The organism is Arthrobacter sp. StoSoilA2 (assembly GCF_019977195.1).
Classification (GTDB): domain Bacteria; phylum Actinomycetota; class Actinomycetes; order Actinomycetales; family Micrococcaceae; genus Arthrobacter.
In genome coordinates this window covers 2,582,692-2,607,839 of record NZ_AP024643.1, presented here as the reverse complement: position 1 = coordinate 2,607,839, position 25,148 = coordinate 2,582,692, and the positions used below count along the sequence as shown (strand labels likewise).

The 25,148-nt window shown below is 62.2% G+C and carries 22 protein-coding genes; 7 read left to right on the top strand and 15 right to left on the bottom strand.

Translation table 11 applies throughout. The features are described from left to right. The first annotated feature begins 7 nt into the window (after nt 1-7). The 3 genes from zwf to pgl are packed head-to-tail and all read left to right on the top strand — an operon-like array spanning nt 8 to nt 3,310. Nucleotides 8-1,564 (top strand): glucose-6-phosphate dehydrogenase, encoded by a 1,557-nt coding sequence (zwf, locus tag LDN82_RS11785; RefSeq protein WP_224090233.1) that lies wholly within the window; start codon nt 8-10, stop codon nt 1,562-1,564. Then, the gene (locus LDN82_RS11780) at nt 1,561-2,502 is read left to right on the top strand and encodes a glucose-6-phosphate dehydrogenase assembly protein OpcA (RefSeq protein WP_224090231.1); all 942 of its coding nucleotides are present in this window, start codon (nt 1,561-1,563) and stop codon (nt 2,500-2,502) included. Before zwf ends, LDN82_RS11780 begins: the two co-directional genes overlap by 4 nt. Then, the gene (pgl, locus tag LDN82_RS11775; protein ID WP_224090229.1) at nt 2,492-3,310 is read left to right on the top strand and encodes a 6-phosphogluconolactonase; all 819 of its coding nucleotides are present in this window, start codon (nt 2,492-2,494) and stop codon (nt 3,308-3,310) included. The genes LDN82_RS11780 and pgl overlap by 11 nt, the downstream gene beginning before the upstream one ends. Here pgl and LDN82_RS11770 read toward each other — a convergent pair. The 15 genes from LDN82_RS11770 to LDN82_RS11700 form a co-directional block, all read right to left on the bottom strand. Continuing rightward, a complete protein-coding gene (locus LDN82_RS11770) occupies nt 3,263-3,658 on the bottom strand; it encodes an RNA polymerase-binding protein RbpA (protein WP_224090228.1) in 396 nt (131 codons plus the stop codon). The two genes, pgl and LDN82_RS11770, sit on opposite strands and share 48 nt — an antisense overlap. Nucleotides 3,659-3,823: 165 nt before the next feature. After that, complete coding sequence (secG, locus tag LDN82_RS11765; RefSeq protein ID WP_216925786.1) at nt 3,824-4,081, bottom strand: preprotein translocase subunit SecG; 258 nt, start codon at nt 4,079-4,081, stop codon at nt 3,824-3,826. A 36-nt stretch (nt 4,082-4,117) separates the two neighbouring features. Then, nucleotides 4,118-4,933 carry a triose-phosphate isomerase gene (gene tpiA / locus LDN82_RS11760; RefSeq protein ID WP_224164360.1) on the bottom strand — a complete coding sequence of 272 codons (816 nt, stop codon included), beginning with the start codon at nt 4,931-4,933 and terminating at the stop codon, nt 4,118-4,120. A gap of 75 nt (nt 4,934-5,008) precedes the next feature. Continuing rightward, on the bottom strand, nt 5,009-6,235 hold the full coding sequence (locus LDN82_RS11755) for a phosphoglycerate kinase (RefSeq protein WP_224164359.1): 1,227 nt from the start codon (nt 6,233-6,235) through the stop codon (nt 5,009-5,011). Between the two features lie 9 nt (nt 6,236-6,244). Further along, nucleotides 6,245-7,255, bottom strand: a complete 1,011-nt coding sequence (gene gap, locus LDN82_RS11750) for a type I glyceraldehyde-3-phosphate dehydrogenase (protein ID WP_224090226.1) — start codon at nt 7,253-7,255, stop codon at nt 6,245-6,247. A 270-nt stretch (nt 7,256-7,525) separates the two neighbouring features. Beyond that, entirely contained in the window at nt 7,526-8,149 is a 624-nt protein-coding gene (locus tag LDN82_RS11745) for a superoxide dismutase (RefSeq protein ID WP_216925790.1), read from the bottom strand. 180 nt (nt 8,150-8,329) lie between these two features. Further along, nucleotides 8,330-9,310: a DNA-binding protein WhiA gene (whiA, locus tag LDN82_RS11740; protein WP_018777554.1), complete on the bottom strand. Its 981-nt coding sequence runs from the start codon at nt 9,308-9,310 to the stop codon at nt 8,330-8,332. A 13-nt stretch (nt 9,311-9,323) separates the two neighbouring features. Then, nucleotides 9,324-10,340: a uridine diphosphate-N-acetylglucosamine-binding protein YvcK gene (yvcK, locus tag LDN82_RS11735; RefSeq protein WP_224090225.1), complete on the bottom strand. Its 1,017-nt coding sequence runs from the start codon at nt 10,338-10,340 to the stop codon at nt 9,324-9,326. Further along, nucleotides 10,340-11,263, bottom strand: a complete 924-nt coding sequence (gene rapZ / locus LDN82_RS11730; protein ID WP_224164358.1) for an RNase adapter RapZ — start codon at nt 11,261-11,263, stop codon at nt 10,340-10,342. The genes yvcK and rapZ overlap by 1 nt, the downstream gene beginning before the upstream one ends. Before the next feature lie 87 nt (nt 11,264-11,350). After that, the gene (uvrC, locus tag LDN82_RS11725; protein WP_224164357.1) at nt 11,351-13,372 is read right to left on the bottom strand and encodes an excinuclease ABC subunit UvrC; all 2,022 of its coding nucleotides are present in this window, start codon (nt 13,370-13,372) and stop codon (nt 11,351-11,353) included. A 44-nt stretch (nt 13,373-13,416) separates the two neighbouring features. Beyond that, nucleotides 13,417-14,085 carry a lysophospholipid acyltransferase family protein gene (locus LDN82_RS11720; protein ID WP_224164356.1) on the bottom strand — a complete coding sequence of 223 codons (669 nt, stop codon included), beginning with the start codon at nt 14,083-14,085 and terminating at the stop codon, nt 13,417-13,419. Beyond that, nucleotides 14,072-14,788, bottom strand: coding sequence for an HAD hydrolase-like protein (locus LDN82_RS11715; RefSeq protein WP_224090223.1), 717 nt, complete (start codon nt 14,786-14,788; stop codon nt 14,072-14,074). Before LDN82_RS11715 ends, LDN82_RS11720 begins: the two co-directional genes overlap by 14 nt. 111 nt (nt 14,789-14,899) lie before the next feature. Beyond that, on the bottom strand, nt 14,900-17,827 hold the full coding sequence (gene uvrA, locus LDN82_RS11710) for an excinuclease ABC subunit UvrA (protein WP_224164355.1): 2,928 nt from the start codon (nt 17,825-17,827) through the stop codon (nt 14,900-14,902). 65 nt (nt 17,828-17,892) lie between these two features. Continuing rightward, on the bottom strand, nt 17,893-18,273 hold the full coding sequence (locus tag LDN82_RS11705) for a GntR family transcriptional regulator (protein WP_216925843.1): 381 nt from the start codon (nt 18,271-18,273) through the stop codon (nt 17,893-17,895). Nucleotides 18,274-18,430: 157 nt separating this feature from the next. After that, the gene (locus LDN82_RS11700) at nt 18,431-19,210 is read right to left on the bottom strand and encodes a trans-aconitate 2-methyltransferase (RefSeq protein WP_224164354.1); all 780 of its coding nucleotides are present in this window, start codon (nt 19,208-19,210) and stop codon (nt 18,431-18,433) included. A gap of 70 nt (nt 19,211-19,280) precedes the next feature. Between LDN82_RS11700 and LDN82_RS11695 the strand changes: the two genes are divergently transcribed. From LDN82_RS11695 to LDN82_RS11680, 4 genes are read left to right on the top strand one after another with little or no spacing between them, the layout of a single operon-like run. After that, nucleotides 19,281-21,815, top strand: coding sequence for a DEAD/DEAH box helicase (locus LDN82_RS11695; RefSeq protein WP_224164353.1), 2,535 nt, complete (start codon nt 19,281-19,283; stop codon nt 21,813-21,815). A gap of 45 nt (nt 21,816-21,860) precedes the next feature. Further along, entirely contained in the window at nt 21,861-23,243 is a 1,383-nt protein-coding gene (locus LDN82_RS11690; protein ID WP_224164352.1) for a CoA transferase, read from the top strand. Between the two features lie 29 nt (nt 23,244-23,272). Next, the gene (locus LDN82_RS11685) at nt 23,273-23,785 is read left to right on the top strand and encodes a GNAT family N-acetyltransferase (RefSeq protein WP_224164351.1); all 513 of its coding nucleotides are present in this window, start codon (nt 23,273-23,275) and stop codon (nt 23,783-23,785) included. Next, complete coding sequence (locus LDN82_RS11680) at nt 23,778-25,127, top strand: alpha/beta fold hydrolase (protein ID WP_224164350.1); 1,350 nt, start codon at nt 23,778-23,780, stop codon at nt 25,125-25,127. The genes LDN82_RS11685 and LDN82_RS11680 overlap by 8 nt, the downstream gene beginning before the upstream one ends. The last annotated feature ends 21 nt before the right edge of the window (nt 25,128-25,148 follow it).

Below are 25,148 nucleotides of genomic sequence, written 5' to 3'. Positions count from 1 at the left end.
ACCAAACATGCCAGAAACTGAAAACGGCAGGAAGAACGCCGGCCTGCGGAACCCCTTGCGGGATCCGCGGGACCGGCGCCTGAACCGCATCGCCGGGCCGTCGTCGTTGGTGTTCTTCGGAGTCACCGGGGACCTCGCCCGTAAGAAACTCATGCCAGCGGTCTATGACCTCGCGAACCGCGGCCTGCTTCCGCCCAGCTTTGCCTTGGTTGGATTCGGACGCCGTGAGTGGGATAACGCCGACTTCGCCGCAGAGGTGAAGGAGAACGTCAAGGCCCATGCACGGACCAAGTTTGACGAAGCTGTCTGGGAACAGTTGGCTTCGGGCATCCGCTTCGTTCAGGGCGAATTCGACGACGACGACGCCTTTGAGCGCCTCGGCGACGTGTTGGAGGAACTGGATGAAACCCGCGGCACGCGTGGCAACCACGGCTTCTACCTCTCCATCCCGCCCAAGGCGTTCGAGCAGGTCTGTCGCCAGCTGTCCAAGCATGGCCTGGCCCAAGCGAAGCCCGGGCAATGGCGGCGTGTAGTTATCGAAAAGCCGTTCGGCCACGACCTCGAGTCTGCCCGTCAGCTGAACGACATCGTGGAGTCTGTGTTCCCGCAGGATGCGGTGTTCCGGATCGACCATTACCTCGGCAAGGAGACGGTCCAGAACATCCTGGCGCTGCGCTTCGCGAACCAGCTGTTCGAGCCCCTCTGGAACGCCAACTACGTTGACCACGTCCAGATCACCATGGCCGAGGATATCGGCACGGGTGGCCGTGCAGGCTATTACGACGGCGTGGGTGCTGCCCGCGACGTCATCCAGAACCACTTGCTGCAACTGCTGGCGCTTACGGCAATGGAGGAGCCCATTTCCTTCAACGCCGATGACCTGCGGGCCGAGAAGGAAAAGGTCCTGGCCGCCGTCAAGCTGCCGGATGACCTCTCCACCCACTCCGCCCGCGGACAGTTCACCGGCGGCTGGCAGGGTGGCGAGGAAGTCCTTGGCTACCTGGACGAGGACGGCATCCCTGCTGATTCCAAAACCGAAACCTACGCTGCGATCCGTGTGGATATCAACACCCGCCGCTGGGCCGGGGTGCCGTTCTATCTGCGTGCCGGGAAGCGACTGGGCCGCCGCGTGACCGAAATTGCGGTTGTCTTCAAGCGTGCGCCCAACCTGCTGTTCCGCGATCACAACGATGACGACTTCGGCCAGAACGCCGTGGTGATCCGTGTCCAGCCTGATGAGGGCGCCACGATCCGTTTCGGTTCCAAAGTCCCGGGCACGCAAATGGAGGTCCGCGACGTCACGATGGACTTCGGCTATGGCCACTCGTTTACCGAGTCCAGCCCCGAAGCCTACGAACGGCTCATCCTGGACGTACTCCTGGGCGAACCGCCGCTGTTCCCGCGCCATCAGGAAGTTGAGCTGTCCTGGAAGATCCTGGACCCGTTCGAAGAGTACTGGGCGGGCTTGGACGAACAACCGCAACCTTATGCACCGGGCAGCTGGGGGCCGGCCTCGGCCGATGAGCTCCTGGCCCGCGACGGACGAACCTGGAGAAGGCCATGATCGTAGATCTTCCCGACACAACCACCTCCAAGATCTCCAAAAAGATCATGTCCCTGCGGGAACAGGGCGGCGTGATCGCCCTGGGCCGGGTCCTGACCTTGGTGGTCGTCACGAAGTCCGGACAGGAAGAAGACGCCATCGAGGCAGCCAACGAGGCCAGCCGCGAACACCCCTGCCGCATCATCGTGCTTGCCGATGCCGGGGCAGAAGCACCGGACCGCCTCGACGCGCAGATCCGCGTTGGCGGCGACGCCGGTGCTTCCGAAGTCATCGTTCTCCGGGGATTCGGCCACATGGCCCACGAAAGCGAGTCCCTGGTATCAGGCCTCCTGCTTCCGGACGCACCGATTGTGGCGTGGTGGCCGCACGGCGCACCGGAAAGTGCCTGCGAGACGTCCATCGGTCGTATTGCACACCGTCGCATCACGGACTCCGCGAACGAGCCCGACCCCGCCCAGGCGCTGGAGAACATTCGTCGGACCTACAAGGCAGGCGACACCGATCTCGCATGGACCCGCCTGACGAACTGGCGCATGCAGCTTGCCGCCGTGTTCGACCAAGTGGACGGCGATCCTGTCTCGGCCGTTGCGGTGGAAGGTGCTTCGGACTCTCCGAGTACCCTGCTACTGGCAGCCTGGTTGAGCCTTGCCCTGCAGGCGCCTGTAACGATCGTTGCCGATCCGGCCGGTACGGGAATCCGCCGCGTCCGCATGACGCGTGCCAGCGGTGACGTCCAGCTTTTCCGCCCGGGATTGTCCGTGGCAGAGCTAACGCAGCCGGGTCAGCCCGCGCAGCGCATCACCCTCCCCCGACGCAGCCTGAAGGATTGCCTCGCCGAAGAACTCCGCCGGCTGGACCCCGACGAAGTCTTCGGAGAAGTGATTACGATGGGACTGCCATTAACCAGTCAGAGGAGAGTCCAGACCAGTGCACGCTGAGCCCAGAGTAAGCATCCACCCCGATTCCAAGGTGCTCATGGCGGCCATTGCGGCCCGCCTTATCACCAAGCTTGTGGATGTCCAGGACAAGCACGGTGAGGCCACGGTGGTCCTGACAGGAGGAACTGTCGGGATCGGCACCCTGAAAGCGGTGGCGGATTCGGCCGCGGCACCAGCTGTCGACTGGTCAAAGGTGAACTTCTGGTGGGGTGATGAGCGCTTTGTCGCAGCAGACAGCGATGACCGCAATACCCGCCAGGCACATCAGGCCCTGCTCGCTCACCTGCCGGTTGACCCTGCCCGGGTCCACGAGCCCGGTTCCTCGGACGAGTTCGTTTCAGCTGACGACGCTGCGGCTGACTATGCCGACAGGCTGAAGGCAGCAGCTGAGGCAGAGCACGCAGCTGACATGTCCGATACCCGCCCGGAGGAGCCCGGTGTCCTTCCTCGGTTCGACGTACTCCTGCTCGGTGTAGGTCCGGACGCCCATGTCGCGTCCCTCTTCCCGGAACAGGCTGCCATCAGGGAGAAGAACCGGACAGTGGTGGGCGTTGAAAACTCACCCAAGCCGCCGCCGTCGCGCATTTCCCTGACCTTGCCCGCCATCAACACGGCGCAGGAAATCTGGATGGTCGTAGCGGGTGAAGACAAGGCCGGTGCTGTGGGCCTTGCCTTGGCAGGTGCCAATCCTGTTCAGGTCCCCGCAGCGGGCCCCGTGGGGCGCTCCAGGACCCTGTGGCTCATTGACGAGAACGCTGCGTCACGTGTCCCCCAGCAGTTGGTCCGGAAGGACCCCGCGGGCGCGTAACCGCTCCAACGCTCCAGCCAGGACGATTTCGGCGTCCTGGCTGGAGCGTCGTTCTTTAACGTAATCCAGGTGGGACTTGAAGAGGTCGTCGTCCGGCCGGGCTTCCGTAACCTGGCCCGGGTCTCTGGATGCCACAAGGCCGCATTTGGGGCAGTCCCAAGTCTTAGGTATTTGTTCGTCCGGCAGCTTAAGAAAAACAAGCCGCGTCTCGTGTCCCTTGGCGCACCAATATGGGACACGAATACGCGGCAGTTGTTCTCCATCGCCGTGGTCGCTTTGATGTCGAGGGGCAGATCCCAGTGCCACACCAACACGGGTGCCCCGGTAACCAGGCGTGCCATGAACCATTTTCGAACCCCTAGCGACTCGGTGGTTGGCCGTCACGGCCCGTAGGCCTTACGGCCAACAGGGCCAGTCTAATGCGAGGGGTACGACGGCGGCACTGGTGTTTGGTGCCGAATGATCCGGAAGTGACGGGAAGGCTCCCTTGCAGGAGCCTTCCCACACGAACTTTTAAGAATCGCCACCCGAAGTGAAGCGCATGATCAGGCCAAGGCCGATGATGACGACTCCCCAGGTAACGCCAAGAATGATGGTGAAGCGGTTCAGGTTCCGCTCAGCGACACCGGAGGAGCTCAATCCGGAGCTCATGCCCCCACCGAACATGTCGGACAAACCGCCTCCACGTCCCTTGTGGAGAAGAATGAGCAGCGTCAGCAGAAGGCTGGTTACGCCCAGCAGGATCTGCAGAATGACATGAAGAACGTCCACGACGGCCTTTCGAAGAAGCGGAAATCGGGAGCCGGACTAGTCCGTGACGAGGTGGCTCTCGAACCTGACAATGTTAGCAAACTCAGCTGGGTCCAAACTGGCGCCACCCACAAGCAGGCCGTCAACATCGTTTTCCGCCATGATGGCGGCAGCGTTGTTGGCCTTGACGGAGCCTCCGTACAGAAGGCGCGTCTTCTCAGCTACGCCCTCGTCGAAGAGCTTGGCAAGTTCGGCGCGGATAGCTGCACACATTTCCTGTGCGTCGTCCGGACCTGCAACTTCACCTGTTCCGATAGCCCACACAGGCTCATAGGCGACCACAAGCTCAGCGGCCTGTTCCGGAGTGAGGCCTTCGACACCGGCGCGCAGCTGCGCCAGCGTGTGCTCCACGTGCGTTCCGGCCTGACGGATTTCGAGGCCTTCACCGACACAAAGGACCGGTGTGACACCGTGGCGGAACGCGGCTTTGACCTTTGCGTTCAGGACGTCGTCGGACTCGTTGTGGATGGTCCGGCGTTCACTGTGCCCTACCAGTACGTAGGTGCAGCCCAGCTTGCTGAGGAACTGTCCGGAGATGTCACCGGTATAGGCTCCGGAGTCGAACTGGGACAGATCCTGTCCGCCGTAAACAACGTCAAGTTCGTCGCCCTGCACAAGCGTCTGCACGCCGCGGAGATCAGTGAACGGAGGGAAGACGGCAACCTCTACACGGTTGTAATCATGCTTGGCGTCAGAGAGGGTCCAGGCGAGCTTCTGTAGCAAGGTGATGCCCTGGACATGGTCCATGTTCATCTTCCAGTTGCCTGCGATGAAGGGCTTTCGGACAAAGTTGCCGTTGGCAGAGGTAGTCACATGAACTCCAAGAATGCGTTGATAAATGGAAACAGCCGGCAGGACGCGTGGGCGTCCTGCCGGCCGGATTGCTGTTTAGCGGTCCAGGACGCTGAGGCCTGGAAGTTCCTTGCCTTCAAGGTATTCCAGGCTTGCCCCGCCACCGGTAGAGATGTGGCCAAACTGGGAATCCTCGAAGCCGAGGGTCCTTACTGCTGCGGCGGAGTCGCCGCCACCGACCACTGTGAAGGCCACAGTGTCGGTGAGTGCCTGCGCGATAGCCCGCGTGCCGCTGGAGAATGCTTCGAATTCGAAGACGCCCATGGGGCCGTTCCAGAAGACGGTCTTGGCTCCTTCAATCTGCGCTGCAAATGCAGACGCGGATTCGGGCCCAATGTCCAGCCCGATGCCGGTGGCCCCAAAGGAGCTTTCCTCAATGGCATCCGCCCGGACGACTTCATGCTCGGCATCCGCCGCGAAACGGCTTGCAACCACAACGTCCGTGGGAATCACGAACGAAGTACCGGCATCAGCCGCGCGCTTGAGGTAGTCCTGGACCACCGGAATCTGGTCTTCTTCCAGGAGGCTGCCGGCAACCTTGTGGCCTTCGGCGGCCAGGAAGGTGAACAGCATGCCGCCACCAACCAGGATGGTATCTGCCTTGCCAAGAAGGTTGTCGATGACTGCCAGCTTGTCCGAGACTTTGGAACCGCCCAGGACAACGACGTAAGGCCTCTGGGTGTCCGCGGTGAGCTTCCGGAGAACTTCCACCTCGGTGTGCACGAGGTCGCCGAGGTAAGACGGCAGCCGCGTTGCGACGTCGTAAACGCTGGCGTGCTTGCGGTGGACTGCGCCGAAGGCGTCATCCACGAACGCGCCGTTGTCGCCCGTCAGGGCAACCAGCTCGTCAGCGAATGCGCCGCGCTCGGCGTCGTCCTTGCTGGTCTCGCGGGCGTCAAAGCGGACGTTTTCCAAGATGAGTACTTCGCCGTCCTGCAGTGCGGCTGCCAACTCCTTGGCGGAGTCGCCCACTGTGTCGGCAGCCAATTGGACGTTGAAGTCCGCAAGTTCCGCGAGGCGGGCTGCTGCGGGCTTCAAAGAGTACTTTTCCTCAGGGGCCCCTTTGGGGCGGCCGAGGTGGGCGGTTACGAGCACACGGGCACCGGCGTCCGAGAGCTTCTTAAGGACCGGGAGGGAGGCCTTGATGCGGCCGTCGTCGGTCACTGTAGAGCCGTCGAGCGGCACATTAAGGTCACTTCTGACCAGAATGTACCGCCCGCGGACACCTTCAGCGATGAGTTCGTTGAGGGTGTGAGATGTCATGTGTCTACCCTAGCCCAGCTTGGATGCGACGAGCTCCGTGAGGTCGACGAGGCGGTTGGAGTAGCCCCACTCGTTGTCATACCAGGAAACAACCTTGACCTGGTTGCCGATGACCTTGGTCAGGCCGGAGTCGAAGATCGAGGAAGCGGGGTCGCCGACGATGTCCGAGGAGACGATAGGGGCATCCGTGTAGCTCAGGATCCCGGCGAACTGATCGGACTCAGCAGCGGCCTTGACCGCGGCATTAACTTCCTGAACCGTAACTTCGCGGGAAACAGTGACCGTGAGGTCCGTGGCGGAACCGGTGGGGACCGGGACGCGGATCGCATAGCCATCCAGCTTGCCCTTGAGCTCCGGCAGGACCAGGCCGATGGCCTTTGCGGCACCGGTGGAGGTAGGAACCATGTTGATGGCGGCAGCGCGCGCACGGCGGAGGTCTCCGTGGGGGCCGTCCTGCAGGTTCTGGTCGGCCGTGTAGGCGTGGACCGTGGTCATCAGGCCACGCTCGATGCCGAAGGCGTCGTTGACTACCTTGGCCAGCGGCCCAAGGCAGTTGGTGGTGCAGGATGCGTTGGAAATGATGTGGTGTGCCGCAGGATCGTAGAGCTCGTGGTTCACGCCCATGACGATGGTGATGTCTTCATCGCTGGCAGGTGCCGAGATGAGCACCTTCTTGGCGCCGGCGTCGATGTGCTTCTGCGCAGCTGCTGCCTTGGTGAAGAACCCGGTGGATTCGATGACGATGTCAACACCGAGCTCGCCCCAGGGAAGGTTCGCGGGATCGCGTTCAGCAAGAACCGTGATGGACTCGCCATTAACAACGAGGTTGCCCTCTTTGACTTCCACGGACTGGGTCAGACGGCCACCGACGGAGTCGTACTTCAGGAGGTGGGCGAGGGTCTCGGGGCTGGTGAGGTCGTTGACTGCGACGATCTCAAGGTCTGCGCCCTGGGCCAGTGCTGCGCGGAAGTAGTTACGGCCGATGCGGCCGAAGCCGTTGATACCAATACGGGTGGTCACTATGTGTCAATCTCCTTGGTGCTCTTGCAAGCACGCCTAGTGAGTCGGATCAATATTTCCAACTAACAGACCCCGCACGTCATTGGGCAGAGGTGATTATCAGATCGGAGGGCGACCAGCCACGTTGCTGAAGGCTAACCGCCTTCCGTGACCCATCTTACGTTTAACTAAGCCTGCCCCCGCAACTGCGGGGGCAGGCTTTCCAGTATTTGGTCCCATTTCACCGTTAATGTGACTTTTGTTACATCAGCGTGAACCGGGCCTCACCAGCTACAGAACGATGAGGCCCGTAGCGTTGGCGCGGGCTGCTTCGAAGCGCTTGGCGACGTCTGCCCAGTTCGCGATGTTCCAGAATGCCTTGACGTAGTCAGCCTTGACGTTGACGTAGTCCAGGTAGAACGCGTGCTCCCACATGTCCAGCATGAGCAGCGGGGTGGTGCCAACGGCGACGTTGCCCTGCTGATCGTAGAGCTGCTCGATGACGAGGTTGCCACCGATGGGCTCGTACGCCAGGAAGGCCCAACCGGAACCCTGCAGGCCCAGTGCGGCAGCGGTGAACTGGGCACGGAAAGCGTCAAACGAACCGAAAGCGTCCTCGATGGCTGCTGCGAGTTCGCCTTCAGGCTTGTCGCCGCCGTCCGGGGAGATGTTGTTCCAGAACACGGAGTGGTTGATGTGGCCGCCGGTGTGGAACGCGAGGTCCTTGGAGAGGCGGTTGATGTTGGCGAAGTCGCCCGATTCGCGGGCTTCAGCGAGCTGCTTGAGGGCGTTGTTGGCACCTGCAACGTAGGCGGCGTGGTGCTTGCTGTGGTGCAGCTCCATGATCTTCGCCGAAATGTGCGGCTCTAGAGCTGCGTAGTCGTAGCCGAGCTCGGGCAGAACGTACTCTGTCACGAAATCCTCCAATGTAATGGACCGAAGTCCGGTTTGGTAACTCTCGTTGTGTTCATCCGGCCGGCCGGCAGGCCAGCCGGAAATCTCTGGGGAAGAAGCCTGCTCCTGCCACCAACGGGAACAAACCCGCCGCGCCCTCGCAGTATTTCCTCCACACGATCTCGATTCTATGGGCGGGAACTATTCGTCCATCATTTCCGGAGTCACATTTGCTTCCGTACCCGGAATTCCGAGATCAAGCGCGCGTTTGTCAGCCATCGCGAGCAAGCGACGGATCCGGCCTGCAATGGCGTCCTTGGTCATGGGCGGATCGGCAAGGCGGCCCAGTTCGTCCAGGCTGGCCTGCTTGTGGGCGACCCGGAGTTCGCCTGCGTACTTCAGGTGGTCCGGAACATCATCGCCCAGGATTTCAAGTGCCCGGTCAACCCTGGCGCCGGCCGCTACGGCGGCCTGCGCCGAGCGGCGCAGATTGGCGTCATCAAAGTTGGCCAGCCTGTTGGCAGTAGCCCGGACTTCCTTGCGCATGCGCCGCTCCTCCCAGACCATCAGGGCGTCATGTGCGCCCATCCGGGTGAGGAGCGCGGCAATAGTGTCACCGTCGCGGATGACCACGCGGTCTACGCCGCGGACTTCCCGGGCCTTGGCCTGTATGCCCAGACGGCGGGCGGCACCCACCAGTGCCAGCGCGGACTCCGGTCCGGGGCAGGTTACTTCCAGGGACGACGAACGACCCGGTTCGGTGAGGGAGCCATGGGCAAGGAAAGCTCCGCGCCAGACGGCTTCCGCATCGGCCGCGGACCCATTGACAACTACGGAAGGCAGGCCGCGCACCGGGCGGCCGCGACCGTCCAGCAGACCTGTCTGGCGGGCAAGGGCTTCGCCGTCGCGGACAACCCTGACCACGTAGCGGCTCCCCCGGCGCAGGCCGCCACCTGAGACCACGATGATCTCGCTCTGGTGCCCGTAAACCTCTGCTATCGCGGCACGCAGCCGCCGCGCGGTGGAAGCCAGGTCCACCTCAGCCTCGATAACGATTCGTCCCGAGATAATATGCAAGCCCCCTGCAAAGCGGAGCATCGCCGAAACCTCAGCTTTACGGACTGAAGATTTCTTGATGTCCAGCCGGGACAGTTCGTCCTTGACCGACGCGGTAAGTGCCATCGCGTGTGTATTCCTAACTGTTCCCGAAAATATCGTGGTACGCCGCTGCCAGGAGCAGTGGGTCATGGACAGGGCGGCGCCTCGAAGCCCCTACTCTACCCAACACCACCTCCGCACCGATCATCCCCGCTGCTTTCTCAAAGGCCTTCAGGTCCTGGATCGCGGAGGGATCGGCGAGTACGACGTCGACGCTGAACTCCGGCGCATAGCGTCGCAGGACATCCAGGTGGTCGGCCGCCGTCATGCCGGACGTTTCCTTGGTTTCGACGTCAAGATTCATGGTGAGGCAGCGCTTGGCAGCGGTATCCCCCAAGGCCTGCCGAAGCTCGGGGAGCAGCAAATGAGGCAATACCGAGGTGTACCAGGACCCTGGTCCGAGGATGACCCAATCGGCGAGCTCGATCGCGGTGAGGGCCTCGGTGCAGGCCCGGGCGTCCTCGGGCAGCAGCCGCACTTCGTCCAGTTTTCCCGCAACGGCGCACTTTGCCTGGCCGCTGACGGTCTGCAGTTCATATCCACCGCCGGGCAGTTCCACCCGGGCTTGGCCCTCAATGGTCAGGGGAACACTGGACATGGGCAGCACCTGGCCCCGCGCGCCCAGCAGCGCCCCGGCCCATTTGAGGCCGGCCACGGTATCCCCCAGCAGCTCCCAGAGCGTGACAATGAGCAGGTTGCCCATGGCGTGGTGGTCCAACGAACCGCCCTTGGCGGTTCCGGCAGTGAAGCGGTGCTGCATGACGTCCCGCCATGTCCGCCCCCAGTCGGTGTCGTCGCATAGCGCGCTCAGTGCCATGCGCAGGTCGCCGGGCGGGAGGACGCCGTACTCGTCCCTAAGACGCCCGGAGGAGCCGCCGTCGTCAGCTACCGTGACGATCGCCGTCAGTTCCGACGTCAACAAACGAAGTGCGGAGAGCGACGCGGCCAGTCCGTGTCCGCCGCCGAGGGCCACGACCGAAGGACTTTTGTTTTGCTGGCTGCCCGGAACGCCCTTTGGCGGGATGAGGGGCAACGGACCTGTGAGGACTCCCATTACTCACGCCCCAGGTCGCGGTGGGTGGTTGTCACGGTAACGCGCGGATATTGCGCGAGGCGTTTGGAGAGCTCGACGGCGACTGCCACCGAACGGTGCTTGCCACCGGTGCATCCCACGGCCAGGGTGGCGTAGTGCTTGTTCTCCTGGCGGTAACCGTCCAGGACCGGCTCCAGGGCCTTGACGTAACGGTCGACAAAATCCTGCACCCCATCAGCAGAGAGCACGTAGTCGCTGACGTCCTCATCCAGTCCTGTATGGGGACGTAGCTGCGGCACCCAGTGCGGGTTGGGAATGAAACGGGCGTCGGCCACGAAGTTGGCGTCAACAGGCAAGCCGTACTTGAACCCGAAACTCATGACATTCAGCCGGAGCGTCACAGGTCCGGTATCGCTGAACAATTCAGTGATGGCTGTTGCAAGGCCGTGCACGTTGAACTCACTGGTGTCCAGGACAACGTCGGCATGCTCCCGCAGTTCGCGCAGGACTTCACGCTCTATGCCGATTCCGTCAAGGATCCGTCCCCCGCCCTGCAGCGGATGCGGCCGCCGGCCCTGTTCGAACCGCCGGACCAGGACTTCGTCGCTGGCATCGAGGAACAACACCCGGAACGTGATGCCGGTGGCGCTCAAGGCCCCCAGAGCGGTCTGGATGTCGGTAAAGAGGTCCTTGCTTCGGACATCCACCACTACGGCCAGCTTCGGGATGGATTTGGGCGCGTGCGAGACAATTTCCGCCAGGGTGCCAAGCATCTGGGGAGGAAGGTTGTCCACAACGTACCAGCCGTGGTCCTCCAAGGCGTCCGAAGCGGTACTGCGGCCCGCCCCCGACATGCCGGTAACCACCAGCAGTTCCGCCTCCGCCGGCTTGACGGGCGTTAGTCCGTCCTGCTCCGCGCCGGCTCCTGCCGTTGCCTCATCCATCAGTGGTCCCCGTTTCCTCGACAAGTGGTTGTTACGGCCTGACCGGTGGCATCGCAGTTGCGGCCACCGGTCAAGTTCTTACCCTAGCTAAGATTCGAGGATTTCGCCGGTGGTCATGTTCACGGCAGGAGCGGTTTCACCTGCGTCTTCGCTGGAACCCAGATGCTGCACGACTGCAGCAGCTAACGCCGGACCGATGCCCTTGGCGGAGGTCAGTTCCTCCACACTGGCCGCCCTGATCTTCTTGAGGGACCCAAAATGTGCCACCAAGGCCTTGCGTTTGGCTTCTCCCAGGCCCGGAACGCCGTCCAGGGCAGACACTGTCATGGCCTTGCCGCGCTTTTGCCGGTGGTACGTAATGGCGAAGCGGTGGGCTTCATCGCGGATGCGCTGGAGCAGGTACAGGCCCTGCGAAGTCCGCGGAAGGATCACCGGGAAGTCGCTGTCGGGGAGCCAGACCTCTTCAAGGCGCTTTGCCAGGCCCACCACGTAGACGTCGTCGATGCCCAACCCGGCCAATGCGCGGGCTGCAGCGTTGACCTGCGGCTGCCCGCCGTCCACCACCACCAGGTTGGGCGGGTACGCGAACTTGGCTTTGGGGGCCGGCATGGTGGGGTCCGACGGCGGCGCTTCAGTTCCAGGGGCAGCCGCGGCGGTGCCCGCACGGGTTGGGTTGATGATTTCACCGGAGACGGGAACCTGGGCGGCCTTGTCGGTGAGGTAGTGGCGGAAACGGCGCGTCAAGACATCGTGCATGGCGGCGGTGTCATCGGTTGCCGCCGCTCCCGTGATGGAGAACTTACGGTAATCGGACTTCTTGGGCAGGCCGTCTTCCACGACCACCATGGATGCGACCACGTTGGTTCCTTGGACGTGCGAGATATCGAAGCATTCGATGCGAAGCAGCGGAACCGGAAGCTCAAGGGCCTCCTGAAGCTCCTGAAGGGCCAGCGAACGGACGGTGATGTCCCCGGCGCGGCGCGTCTTGTGCAGCTTCAGCGCCTGCTCGGCGTTCTCGCGGACCGTTGACATGAGCGCAGCCTTGTCACCTCGCTGGGGCACGCGGATATCCACTTTTGCTCCGCGGAGCCCGCCCAGCCATTCACTCAGCTCGGCGTGGTTGCTCGGATTCTCCGGAACGAGTACTTCCCGGGGAATGCGGCCCTGGACCTCGCTGTCTTCCCCGTAAACCTGTTGCAGCAGGTGCTCGATGAGTTCCGGCGTCGTGGCGTCTTCGACTTTCTCCACCACCCAGCCACGCTGTCCACGGACCCGGCCGCCGCGGACGTGGAACACCTGCACGGACGCCTCGAGCTCGTCTTCATGCAGTGCGAAGACGTCGGCGTCCGTATCCTCGGCGAGGACTACGGCGTTGCGTTCGAAGACCTTGCGCAAAGCGATGATGTCGTCCCTGAGCCGTGCGGCGCGCTCATAGTCGAGTTCCGCGACGGCGGCCGCCATATCCTTTTCCAGCCGGTTGATGAAGCGCTTGGCTTCCCCGCCCATGAAGGCGCAGAAGTCCTCCGCAAGTTCACGGTGCTCCTCCGGCGTCACGCGGCCAACACAGGGTGCTGCGCATTTGTCGATGTAGCCAAGAAGGCAAGGGCGCCCACTGGCTTGTGCGCGCTTGAAAACGCCCGCGCTGCAGCTGCGGACCGGGAACACGCGAAGGAGTGTGTCCATGGTTTCCCGGATAGCACCCGCGGTATAGGGGCCAAAATACCTGGTGCCCTTCTTGCGTTCGCCGCGCATGACCTGCACCCTGGGGTACTTCTCCCCCATGGTGACGGCCAGGTAGGGATACGTCTTGTCGTCCCGGAAGACCACGTTGAAACGCGGCTTGAATTCCTTGATCCAGGTGTACTCCAGCTGTAGCGACTCCAACTCGCTACCCACAACCGTCCACTCCACGCTGCTCGCGGCATGGACCATGGCATGCGTCTTGGGTAGAAGCCCGGACGGGTTTGCAAAGTAGGAATTCAGCCTGGAACGGAGGTTCTTGGCCTTCCCCACGTAGATAACCCGGCCGTGGGGGTCGCGGAAACGGTAGACGCCCGGGGTGGTGGGAATTTCACCCGTTTGGGGCCGGTAACTTGCTGGATTTGCCACGATTCCAGTCTAGTGAACAGGATCGGCAGCCTACGCCAGCCCGCTCAGTCCACCGACTTGCTTTGGTTGTAGCTTGAGGACCGTTCCTGTCCGCTGAGGGCAGCTATGGCATCCATGATCTTGTCCGTCACCTGGCGTCGTGCTGGAAGGGAATGGTCCGGGCCCGTCTTGTCGAAGTAGAGCGGCTCGCCAACCTTCATGGTGAAGTGCTGGGGGCGGACGGCGTTCTTGTCCGCTGGCTGCAGTTTCTCCGTGCCTATCAGGCCCACGGGAATTACAGGTGCGCCCGTGGTGAGCGCCAACCAACCGACGCCGGTCCGGCCGCGATAAAGGATGCCGTCACGGGAGCGGGTGCCCTCCGGGTAAATTCCAATGCCCTTGCCGGACTCCAGGATGTCCAGAAGGGTCTTCAGGGCCTGCACGCTGGCAGCCTGTTCACCGCGTTCCACCGGGATGGAACCGACGGCTTCGAAGAAGGACTTCATCACCGCGCCCTTAACGCCTTTGGTGGTGAAATACTCCGCCTTGGCGAAGAACGCTACTGGACGGGGCATGAGCGCCTGGACAATCACGCTGTCCAGGAAAGAGAGATGGTTTGGCGCCACGATGAAGGGGCCTTCTGTTGGCACGTTCTCCAGTCCAATGACCGTGGGCCGGCACGTGGTGGAGATCAGTCCACGCGTTGTCCAGCGGATCGCATCAAAGACTGCCATCGTTTTGTACCTCGCTCAGGGCCGCCGCGCGGACAGCGTCAAGTTCTTCAATTTTGGTTCGCAACTCAAGGGTGCTGCCGACCACGGCAACCGCACCGGCTTCCTCCAGTTCGCCGTCCGAAGCGAAACCCCAGCCAACACCAATGCAGTCAAGGCCATTGGCCATTGCTCCGGCAACGTCCTGGTGCCGGTCCCCCACCATCACAGCAGGCTGGGAGTGGAGATCAGCCAAGGCCGCGCCAACAATCCCGATCTTTCCGGACGCGGAATTGGCTGCCAGCGATTCGTCGTCGGAAGCTCCCCTAATGGAGACAAAGAAATCCGCAATACCGTGATGCTCAAGGACAATCCGGGCAATACCTTGAGGCTTCTGGGTTGCAACGGCGACGGCCCGCCCCGTTTCGGCAAAGAATTCAAGGAGGTCGAATATTCCCGGATACAACTTGCTCTGGCCAATACCGGTTTCCCTGTAATGCCGCCGGTAACGGGAAATGGTTTCATCGACCAATTCGGTCGGAACATTCGCCAGATGCAGGAGTGCATCGCTGAGCTTGGGGCCAACCATGGCGTTCAGCACGGCCTGTTCCGGGACCGGGAGGTCCATTTCGCGCAGGGCCGCGGATATTCCTCCTGTGATACCGCCGGCTGGATCGACAAGGGTGCCGTCCAGATCGAAAATTACGGGCACCGTTGTTTGAGTCACCGGGTTAGTTTCTCACGAGTAGCGGCATGCCTGAAACTCGCATGCCGCTACCGGAATACTTCTGCCCCGCTGAGGATATTCTTTAGGCGTCCAGGAAGGCGATCCGGGCTGTTAGCGCAGAATTTCCGCAAGGAACGTTGCGGTGTGGCTGTCAGTGGACTTGGCTACCTGCTCAGGCGTGCCCGTTGCGACGATCTTGCCGCCACCTGAACCACCGTTCGGCCCGAGGTCCACAATCCAGTCCGCGGACTTGATGACGTCCAGGTTGTGCTCAATGGTGATCACGGTGTTGCCCTTGTCCACCAGTCCTTGCAGGACCATAAGCAGCTTCCGGATGTCCTCGAAGTGCAGGCCGGTAGTGGGTTCGTCCAGAACGTAGATGCTGCGTCCGTTGGACCTCTTCTGGAGTTCTGCAGCCAACTTCACGCGCTGCGCTTCGCCACCGGACAGGGTTGTGGCCGGCTGGCCCAGCCTGACATAGCCCAGTCCCACGTCCACCAAGGTGTTCAGATGCCGCGCGATAGGGGTGAAGGCAGCAAAGAATTCAGCGCCTTCCTCGATGGGCATGTTAAGGACATCGGCAATGGTCTTTCCCTTGTAATGCACTTCAAGGGTTTCCCGGTTGTAACGGGCGCCATGGCACACCTCACACGGAACGTAGACGTCAGGCAGGAAGTTCATTTCGATCTTCAATGTGCCATCTCCGGAGCACGCTTCGCAGCGGCCGCCCTTGACGTTGAACGAGAAGCGGCCGGGCTGGTAACCGCGGACCTTTGCTTCGGTGGTTTCAGCAAACAGTTTCCGGATGTTGTCGAACACGCCTGTGTACGTTGCCGGGTTGGAGCGCGGTGTGCGCCCGATGGGGCTCTGATCGACGTGGACCACCTTATCCAGGTGCTCCAATCCATTCACGCTGCGGTGCCGCCCGGCAACCTGCTTGGCGCCATTGAGCTTGTTGGCGAGGACCTTGTAAAGGATCTCGTTCACCAGCGTGGACTTGCCCGAACCGCTGACACCCGTCACTGCCGTGAAGAGCCCCAGGGGGAACGTGGCATCCACATTGTCCAGGTTGTTTTCCCTGGCGCCGATGACCTTTAGTTCACGTTTTTTGTCGTACTTGCGGCGCTTGGCCGGGACATCGATCTTGCGGCGGCCGGACAGGTAGTCGCCAGTGAGGGAGTCCTTGTTTTCCAAGAGCTCCTTGTAGGTACCTGAATGGACCACTTGCCCGCCGTGCTCCCCGGCGCCGGGTCCAATGTCAACCACCCAGTCCGCTTCATGGATGGTGTCCTCGTCATGCTCCACCACGATCAGTGTGTTGCCGAGATCCCGCAGGCGGGTCAGCGTCTCGATCAAGCGGCGGTTGTCGCGCTGGTGCAGACCGATGGAAGGCTCGTCAAGGACGTAGAGGACTCCCACCAGGCCGGAACCAATTTGCGTGGCCAGGCGGATACGTTGGGCTTCACCGCCGGACAAGGTCCCGGAAGGACGTTCCAGGTTCAAGTATTCAAGTCCCACGTCCAAAAGGAACGTCAACCGGGCCTGGATTTCCTTAAGGACCTGGTGGGCAATCTGTGCCTCGCGGTCGGTCAGGGTCAGGCTGCCCAGGAACGACGCACATTCACGCATGGGAAGGGCCGCGACTTCAGCGATCGACTTCCCATTGATCAACACCGACAACGAGGCAGGATTGAGCCGGGCACCGTTGCACTCGGGGCAGGGAATCTGGCGCATGTACTCTTCGTACCTGTCCCGTGCCCAATCCGAGTCAGTTTCGCCGTGTTTGCGGTGAACATATTGGATGGCGCCCTCAAAGCCGGTGCTGTACTTGCGTTCCCGGCCGAACCGGTTGCGATACTGGACCACAACCTTGTGGTCCTTGCCGTGCAGCACGGTGTTCCGGACATCCTTGGGGAGTTTTTCCCACGAAGTGTCCATGGAGAAGCCGAGCTCATGGGCCAGGCCCTCCAGGAGGCGGTTCCAGTACTCCGTGGTGGCGGTGCCCAGGGACCAGGGGGCGATGGCGCCTTGTGCCAGGGAAAGCTCCGGATTGGGAACAATCAGTTCCTCGTCCACTTCAAGCCTGGTTCCGATGCCACTGCAGGCCGAGCAGGCGCCAAAGGGGTTGTTGAACGAGAAAGAGCGTGGCTCGATTTCATCGATGGCCAGGGGGTGCTCGTTGGGGCATGCGAGGTTCTCGGAGAAAGCACGGATACGTGCGGGGTCCCCGGCGTCAAGGTCCACGAACTCAATCAGCACCCGGCCTTCCGCCAAGCCCAAGGCAGTTTCAATGGAATCGGTGAGCCGCTGGCTGATCTCTTCCTTGACCACCAAGCGGTCCACCACCACCTCGATGGTGTGCTTGAACTGTTTGCCAAGCTTGGGCGGCTCGCTGAGCTGTATCAGTTCGCCGTCCACCCGTGCGCGCGAATAGCCTTTGGCCGTGAGTTCCTTAAAGAGGTCCACGAACTCGCCCTTGCGCCCGCGAACCACAGGAGCGAGAACCTGGAATCGTGTGCCCTTTTCCAATTCCAACAGCTGGTCAACGATCTGCTGCGGGGTTTGCCGGGCGATGGGCTCGCCACAAACCGGGCAGTGCGGACGGCCTACACGCGCCCAGAGCAGGCGCATGTAGTCGTAAATTTCGGTGATGGTGCCCACGGTGGAGCGGGGGTTCTTGCTGGTGGATTTCTGGTCGATCGACACCGCGGGCGACAGGCCCTCAATGAAGTCCACGTCCGGCTTATCCACCTGGCCGAGGAACTGGCGGGCGTAGGCGGACAACGATTCCACGTACCGACGCTGCCCCTCGGCAAAGATCGTATCGAATGCCAAGGAGGACTTGCCCGAGCCTGAAAGGCCCGTGAACACGATCATCGCATCCCTGGGGAGGTCCAGGTCTACATTGCGCAGGTTGTGTTCCCGCGCGCCCTTGACTACCAGCCGGGACAGGTCCGGCCGGGTGGGCTTGGTTTCGGGGACGACGGCTACACTCTTCAGGGCATCGATGGCTGCATCTTCAGCTAAGGCTTTGGGCACCTACCAATGCTAATCGAAAACTTCTTCGAATTTCCATGTCGTGCCTCACATGCTACCGATCGGTATCAATCAGCGTCATATGCGGCCGCAAGAAGCTGTACAGCCTCCGCGAATGAGGCTCCTTGGGCCTTTGCCGCAGCAGCATACTGGGCGGCAACTTCCGCAAGCGCGCCCCAGCGGTCATCCCGTGCACACACGATGGTGCCGTTGCGTCCCCTCGTGGCGACGACGCCGGCAGCCTCCAGTTCCTTGTAGGCGCGGGCCACTGTATGTGGGGCTACATCCAACACACCCGCCAGGTTGCGCACCGGCGGGAGCTTCGCTCCAACTGCGAGGACGCCGGAGTCTGCGAGTTCGATGATGCGCAGCCTCAGCTGCTCAAAAAGGGCAACTCCGCTGCTGGTGTTGGGCCGCCAGTTCCCGGGGAAGCCGTCCATGGCAGTCATCGCGAAAACCGGCCGGGTACCGGTAGCCATCCGGGCGTTTGCTGCTCAATGAAGCGTCCATGGTCCATGCCGAGAATTAGACCAGCGACGCGGAAAGGGTACAAGCCAAGGGCGGCAGGAAACTTAATTGCTACGTCCGGCAACACGTCCTGCCGGCTCATTTGTCTTTCCGGGCCACCGCGAAGATACGACGGAACGGGAACACCGTCCCGTGGCCCGTAGGCGGATATGCCTCGCGCAGCAAAGCGGAGTATTCCTGCTCGAATTCGGCGGCATCTGCAGGAGACAGCGCTGCCAGTACAGGCCGCAGTCCTGTGCCGCGCACCCACTCAAGGACGGGGTCCTTGCCCGGCAACAGCTGCTGGTAGGTGGTTTCCCAGGCGTCAGCTGCGCAGCCGGCGTCGAGCATAAGACCCAGGTAGTCCGCAGGACTGCCCACAACGCCATCATGCCGAAGGACGCCGCCAAGGCGGGAGGACCATTTGGGTGACGCGGCAAGCTCCCTCATCAGAGTGTGCGAAGGGGATGTGAAGTTCCCCGGGACCTGGAGCGCGAACCAGGCGCCTGGTTTAAGTGCACGCAGCCAGTGACCGAGCATGGCCTGGTGCCCGGGAACCCACTGGAGTGCGGCGTTGGTTACTACGACGTCGGTCTCCTGGTCAGGCTGCCAACCAGCAATATCTGACTGCTCGAATTCCAGGTTGGCGAATTTCCGGGCCTCTCCATCTGCCTTCGCAAGCATGTCGCCGGAGGAATCGAGGCCGACCACGCGCGCATCGGGCCAGCGGACAGCCAGTGTGGCTGTGAGGTTGCCGGGGCCGCATCCAAGATCCACCACTTTCCGCGGCGATTCAGCCTGGATCCTGGCCACCAAGTCATGGAACGGCCTGTCCCTGTGATTGCCGAACTCCACATACTTGGACGGATCCCACCTCATATAAGCCTCCTGGCGTTGGGCAACAGTGCTGGGGCGAGCCTAAACCGTCCGGGGACTAAGCTGGAAACCAATGAAACTTCTTGAGCAGCTCCCTGGTTCCACCCCCTCCAACCCGTTGGGTCCGGACGAGATCTATACACGGTTCGTTGAGTGGACAGAAGGCCGCGGCTTGCAGTTGTACGCTGCCCAGGACGAAGCCATCATGGAGCTCGCCTCCGGAGCCAACGTCATCCTGGCTACACCCACCGGGTCGGGTAAATCGCTGGTCGCCATTGCAGCCCACTTCGAGGCCATGGCCCGTGGCCAGCGCAGCTACTACACTGCTCCCATCAAGGCTTTGGTCTCGGAGAAGTTCTTCGCTCTCTGCGACATCTTCGGTGCCGAAAACGTTGGCATGATTACGGGTGACTCCGGCGTAAACCAGGATGCGCCGATAATTTGCTGCACCGCTGAGATCCTGGCCAATATTGCCCTCCGCGAGGGAGCTTCCGCGGAACTTGGCACCGTGATCATGGATGAATTCCACTTCTACTCCGATCCCCAGCGCGGATGGGCCTGGCAGGTTCCCCTGCTTGAACTGCCGCAGGCCCAGTTCCTGCTCATGTCCGCGACGCTGGGCGACGTCAGCCGTTTCGAAGCCGGCCTCACTGAACTCACCGGGCGGCCCACCACTACCGTTAGCTCTGCCGAGCGTCCGATTCCACTGCATTACTACTACCACCTCACTCCGGTCCACGAGACCCTGGAAGAACTGCTCTCCACCAAGCAGGTCCCGGTCTACGTTGTGCACTTCAGCCAGGCAGAAGCGATCGAGCGTGCCCAGAACCTGATGAGCATCAACATGTGCAGCCGGGAGGAAAAGGACCGCATCGCAGAGCTCATCGCAGGCTTCCGGTTCGCCGCGGGCTTCGGAAAGACACTCAACCGGCTGGTCCGCCATGGCATCGGCGTCCATCACGCCGGCATGCTGCCCAAGTACCGCCGCCTGGTGGAGCAACTCGCACAAGCCGGGCTCCTGAAGGTTATCTGCGGGACCGACACGCTGGGCGTGGGCATCAACGTTCCCATCCGCACGGTTCTGTTGACGGCGTTGAGCAAATACGACGGCGTGCGCACCCGGGTGCTCAACTCACGCGAGTTCCACCAGATTGCCGGCCGCGCGGGTCGCGCAGGGTATGACACCGCCGGCACCGTGGTGGTCCAGGCACCGGATCACGTAGTGGAGAATGCCAAGGCCATGGCAAAGGCCACGGCAAAGTTCGGCGACGACCAGAAGAAGCTTCGCCAAGTGGTCAAGAAGAAGCCACCGGAAGGTTTCGTTTCCTGGGGTGAATCAACGTTCAAACGGCTGGTGGAGTCGGTTCCGGAGCCTTTGGGTTCCAGCTTTACGGTCACCCACGCGATGCTCCTCAACCTCATGGAACGCCCAGGAGATCCGTTCCAGGCAACCCGGCGCTTGCTCAGTGAAAACCACGAGAACCGCCCGGCGCAGTTGAAACTCATGAAGAAAGCGCTGGGCATCTACCGTGAACTGCTGGCCGCGGGTGTGGTTGAACGCATTCCGGAAAATGAACAACAATCCGAAGGCCGTTCTGTCCGCTTGACGGTCCACTTGCAGGCCAACTTTGCCCTCAATCAACCGCTTTCACCGTTTGCGCTTGCCGCGCTGGAACTGCTGGATCCAGAGTCGCCGTCGTATGCGCTGGACGTTGTTTCGGTTATCGAGGCCACGTTGGAGAAGCCGCGCCAGATTCTCTCTGCTCAGCAGAAGAAGGCCCGTGGCGAGGCGGTTGCTGCCATGAAGGCCGATGGCATCGAATATGAGCAGCGGATGGCCATGCTCGATGAAGTCACGTACCCGATGCCCTTGGCGGAGATTCTTGGCGAAGCCTTCGAGGTGTACCGAAAGGCTGCCCCATGGGTGGGCGACTTCGAGCTGGCGCCCAAGTCAATTATCCGCGACATGTATGAACGTGCCATGAACTTCGGAGAGTTCGTGCAGTTCTACGGCCTGGCCCGCTCCGAAGGCATCGTCCTGCGCTACTTGGCGGATGGATTCCGTGCACTCAGGCAGACTGTGCCCCAGGACTTGCTGCGCGAGGACCTCGAAGACCTCATCGCCTGGCTGGGTGAACTTGTCCGGCAAGTGGACTCCAGCCTCCTTGACGAGTGGGAGGAGCTCACCTCAGGGCTGATGCCAACACCGCATGACGCTCCCCCACCTCCGCCGCCGCTATTGACCACGAACATCAGGGCTTTCCGGGTCATGGTCCGGAACGAAATGTTCCGCAGGGTGGAGCTGTTTGCGGACGAAGACTCTGCTGCCCTGGGTGAGCTGGACGCCGACGCCGGCTGGGACGCCGAGCGCTGGGAAGAGGTTCTGGACGACTACTTCGATGAACACGATGACATCGGCACGGGACCTGATGCCCGCGGACCCGGATTGCTCATCATCACCGAAGAACCCGGCACGTGGCGGGTCCGCCAGATCTTCGATGACCCTGCCGGAAACCACGACTGGGGCATCTCCGCCGATGTGGATCTCGCGGCTTCCGATGAGACGGGCACAGCCGTGGTTCGCGTGACGAACGTCAACCGGCTCTAAGCCAACAGGCTCCCAGGTCCAGCTCAACCGGCTTAAGGAAGTCCCATGGAATCCGTCCCCGATCTCGGCAGCAGCTTGCGGGCGCTGGAGGTAATGAGCGCACAACCTGCGGCTCCCTGGACCGGATCGCGACGATGGTGGCCCTGCGCAAATGGCGTTCCTGCACTGGACGTGGAAGGGCTGGCTTTGGGCGCGGTGCGGGCTGCAGCTACGGCCCTGAATGCCTTGATGGGAACGACGCGCCGGTATTCTGTCGCAGCGGGGCCCACTGCGGCCGCGTTCGATTCCCTGGGGCACCTGCGCATAGGTGGCCGGAAAGCTGAAGGGTTCGCTCCCTTGTCCGGTTTTCAAAAAACCGCTGATGGCTGGATCCGCCTCCACGCAAACTATCCACACCACGCGGCCCGGCTCATGGAAGCGGTCTCGGCCAGCGAACCTGCCGACGTGGACCGCGCACTTCTGGCAATGACGGCTTTGGAAGCCGAACACCTTATTGCGGGAAACGACGGCGTAGCGGCCGCTGTCCGTACCAGGGAAGAGTGGGTAGCCGCCCCTATGTTTGAAGCGGCCAGTGAGGGGCCGTGGATCACTTTCGATCAACCGGGACAATCCGCTGAAGCAAGCCGCCCGTCGTCGTGGGTTCCTGCCGCGGAACCGGAACGTCCTTTGGCAGGTCTCAAAGTCCTTGACCTGACCCGGGTCATTGCCGGCCCCGTGGCAACCCGGCTCCTTGGAGCCTTGGGCGCGGACGTCCTCCGGATAGACCCTCCCCAGCTTCCGGAGCTGACGGACGCCTTCATTGACTCCGGCTTTGACAAACACAGCGCCGAAGCAGACTTCCGGAATCCCGAAGATCTGGCTGCGGTAATGGGCCTCCTGGAGACGGCAGACGTTGTGGTGGTGGGGTATCGCGGCGGCGGGCTGGATCGTTTTGGATTGACCCCCGACGCGCTGGTGCGGCGCCGCGCCGACCTCGTCGTAGTTGCCTTGGACGCATGGGGCCACGGCGGTCCCTGGCAGGCGCGACGAGGTTTTGACAGCCTCGTGCAGGCAGCATGCGGGATAGCTGATCGATACGGCCAGTCCGGCGACGGCGGGTGGAGGCCTGGGGCGCTACCGGTGCAGGCACTGGATCACGCCACGGGTTATGGCCTTGCGGCGGCAGTGTTCGCTTTGCTTGCCCAGCGGCTGGGTACGGGACGTGGCGGAGCGGCCCGGCTTTCGCTGGCCCGGACAGCGGAAGAGTTACTTCTCCTTTCGACGGGCACGGCAACTGAAGTCGAGCTGCCAGAGCCCGATTTCCACGAGATGGACAGCCCCTACGGCCGTCTCCGGTACGTCGGCCCACCCATCACGGTGGATGGTGTTCCCGTTGGTTATCAAGAACCTCCTGTCACGTACGGCTCCTCCGCCCTGCGCTGGCGGTAGGCGACCCGGGCCCTAGTAAGCTCGGAAGCATGAGTGTAATCCGCCCTGCCACCGTTGAAGACGTTCCCGCCATCCTGCGTATGATCCACGATCTTGCGATCTACGAAAAGGAACCCGACGCCGTCAGGAACACCCCGGAGCTCCTGACCGAGGTGCTCTTCGGAGAGAACCCCCGGGTGTACGCCACCATGGCCGCGAATGCCGCTGGGACAGTGCAAGGTTTCGCCCTGTGGTTCCTGAACTACTCAACGTGGGAGGGTGTCCACGGCATCTACCTGGAGGACCTTTACGTTATTCCGGAAGCGCGTGGCGAGGGCCATGGCAAGGCGCTCCTGCAGCATCTTGCCGCGACCGCCGTCGAACGCGGCTATGCCCGGGTGGAGTGGAGCGTCCTGGACTGGAACGAACCGTCCATCAAGTTCTATAAGAACCTTGGCGCCCTCCCCATGGATGAATGGTCGACGTTCAGGCTGGCCGGCGAGGCGCTGGAAACGTTCGGGGCAGGTGCCACCAACGGAAGCAAGGCTCTTGCCCATGGCTGAACTGCAGGCCGTGGCCGACGCGCACCGCATCCGCGCCCGGCACGAATTCCGAGGCCTCCGAACCGCTGAGCACTACTTCACGGTCCCCCTGGACCACTGTTTGGCCACATCTGCTGTGGACGGCCAGACGACCGGCGAAACGATCACTGTATTCGCGCGGGAGTATTCCTCCACGGAGTACTCCGCGGAGGAGGCCGCCAAACTTCCGTGGTTGCTGTTCCTCCAGGGTGGACCCGGCGGACGCGGGAACCGCGTCACTTCCCTCTCAGGTTGGATGAAGGCAGCGGCCAAGGATTTTCGGATCCTGATGCTGGACCAGCGCGGCACAGGCCTTTCCACTCCGGTGGAGCGGCAGTCATTGGAGCTGCGGGGTGACGCCGCAGCCCAGGCTGACTACCTGACGCATTTCCGGGCCGATTCGATCGTGGCTGACGCCGAGTTCATCCGGCATGCCCTGGATTCCGGCCCATGGTCGGTGCTGGGCCAGAGCTTTGGTGGGTTCTGCGCGTTGACCTATTTATCGTTCGCCCCGAAAGGGCTGCGGGAGGTTCTCATCACGGGAGGACTTGCCCCGCTGCACGGTCCCGCAGAGCGCGTGTACCGCGCCACTTTCCGCCGGGTGGCGGAGCGGAACGCGGAGTATTTCGCCTGGTATCCGGAAGACCGCGAAACTGTCACCAGGATCGTCCGCCACCTCGGGCAGCATGAGGAATTCCTGGCCAGCGGAGAACGGCTGACGCCCGAGCGGTTCCAGATGGTGGGATCGTTCCTCGGCGGCAACACCCGGGTGGACTCCCTGCACTACCTCCTGGAGGACGCTTTCATCGAAACACCCGTGGGCGAACGCCTGTCGGAGGTGTTCCTTGAGCAAGTCCGGACCCTGGTGAGCCGGGCCGGGAACCCTCTGTACGCGGTTCTCCATGAATCGATCTACGGGCAGGGGCAGGCCACGGACTGGGCAGCATGGCGCGTGCTGGAAGAATTCCCGGAGTTCAAACCCGAAGCAGAAGCCCCCCTGCTCACGGGCGAAATGGTCTACCCCTGGTACTTCGAACAGGATCCGGCACTGATCCCGCTTCGCGACGTAGCCGACTTGCTGGCAGCCAAGTCGGACTGGTGTCCCCTCTACGACCACCAGCAGTTGGCGGTCAACAAGGTTCCAGTAGCAGCCGCCGTCTACAAAAACGATATCTACGTGGACCATGACCTCTCAATGGAAACCGCCGCGGCAGTCCGTGGGCTTCAAACCTGGGTCACGGACGACTTCCACCATGACGGCATAGGGGAAGACGGCGAAGGCATCTTCAGGCGGCTCTTCGGGCTTGTGCGGGGTTCCCGCTAACCCACCCTGTTTCCAGCGCAG

Coding starts and splice junctions, on each gene's coding strand:
- LDN82_RS11780 (WP_224090231.1), top strand. CDS start 1,561: ATGATCGTAGATCTTCCCGACACAACCACCTCCAAGATCTCCAAAAAG.
- LDN82_RS11770 (WP_224090228.1), bottom strand. CDS start 3,658: ATGGTTCATGGCACGCCTGGTTACCGGGGCACCCGTGTTGGTGTGGCA.
- LDN82_RS11690 (WP_224164352.1), top strand. CDS start 21,861: ATGGAATCCGTCCCCGATCTCGGCAGCAGCTTGCGGGCGCTGGAGGTA.
- LDN82_RS11755 (WP_224164359.1), bottom strand. CDS start 6,235: ATGACATCTCACACCCTCAACGAACTCATCGCTGAAGGTGTCCGCGGG.
- LDN82_RS11720 (WP_224164356.1), bottom strand. CDS start 14,085: ATGGCAGTCTTTGATGCGATCCGCTGGACAACGCGTGGACTGATCTCC.
- LDN82_RS11680 (WP_224164350.1), top strand. CDS start 23,778: ATGGCTGAACTGCAGGCCGTGGCCGACGCGCACCGCATCCGCGCCCGG.
- LDN82_RS11685 (WP_224164351.1), top strand. CDS start 23,273: ATGAGTGTAATCCGCCCTGCCACCGTTGAAGACGTTCCCGCCATCCTG.
- zwf (WP_224090233.1), top strand. CDS start 8: ATGCCAGAAACTGAAAACGGCAGGAAGAACGCCGGCCTGCGGAACCCC.
- LDN82_RS11695 (WP_224164353.1), top strand. CDS start 19,281: ATGAAACTTCTTGAGCAGCTCCCTGGTTCCACCCCCTCCAACCCGTTG.
- rapZ (WP_224164358.1), bottom strand. CDS start 11,263: ATGGATGAGGCAACGGCAGGAGCCGGCGCGGAGCAGGACGGACTAACG.
- LDN82_RS11705 (WP_216925843.1), bottom strand. CDS start 18,273: ATGACTGCCATGGACGGCTTCCCCGGGAACTGGCGGCCCAACACCAGC.
- yvcK (WP_224090225.1), bottom strand. CDS start 10,340: ATGGGAGTCCTCACAGGTCCGTTGCCCCTCATCCCGCCAAAGGGCGTT.
- LDN82_RS11700 (WP_224164354.1), bottom strand. CDS start 19,210: ATGAGGTGGGATCCGTCCAAGTATGTGGAGTTCGGCAATCACAGGGAC.
- whiA (WP_018777554.1), bottom strand. CDS start 9,310: ATGGCACTTACCGCGTCGGTCAAGGACGAACTGTCCCGGCTGGACATC.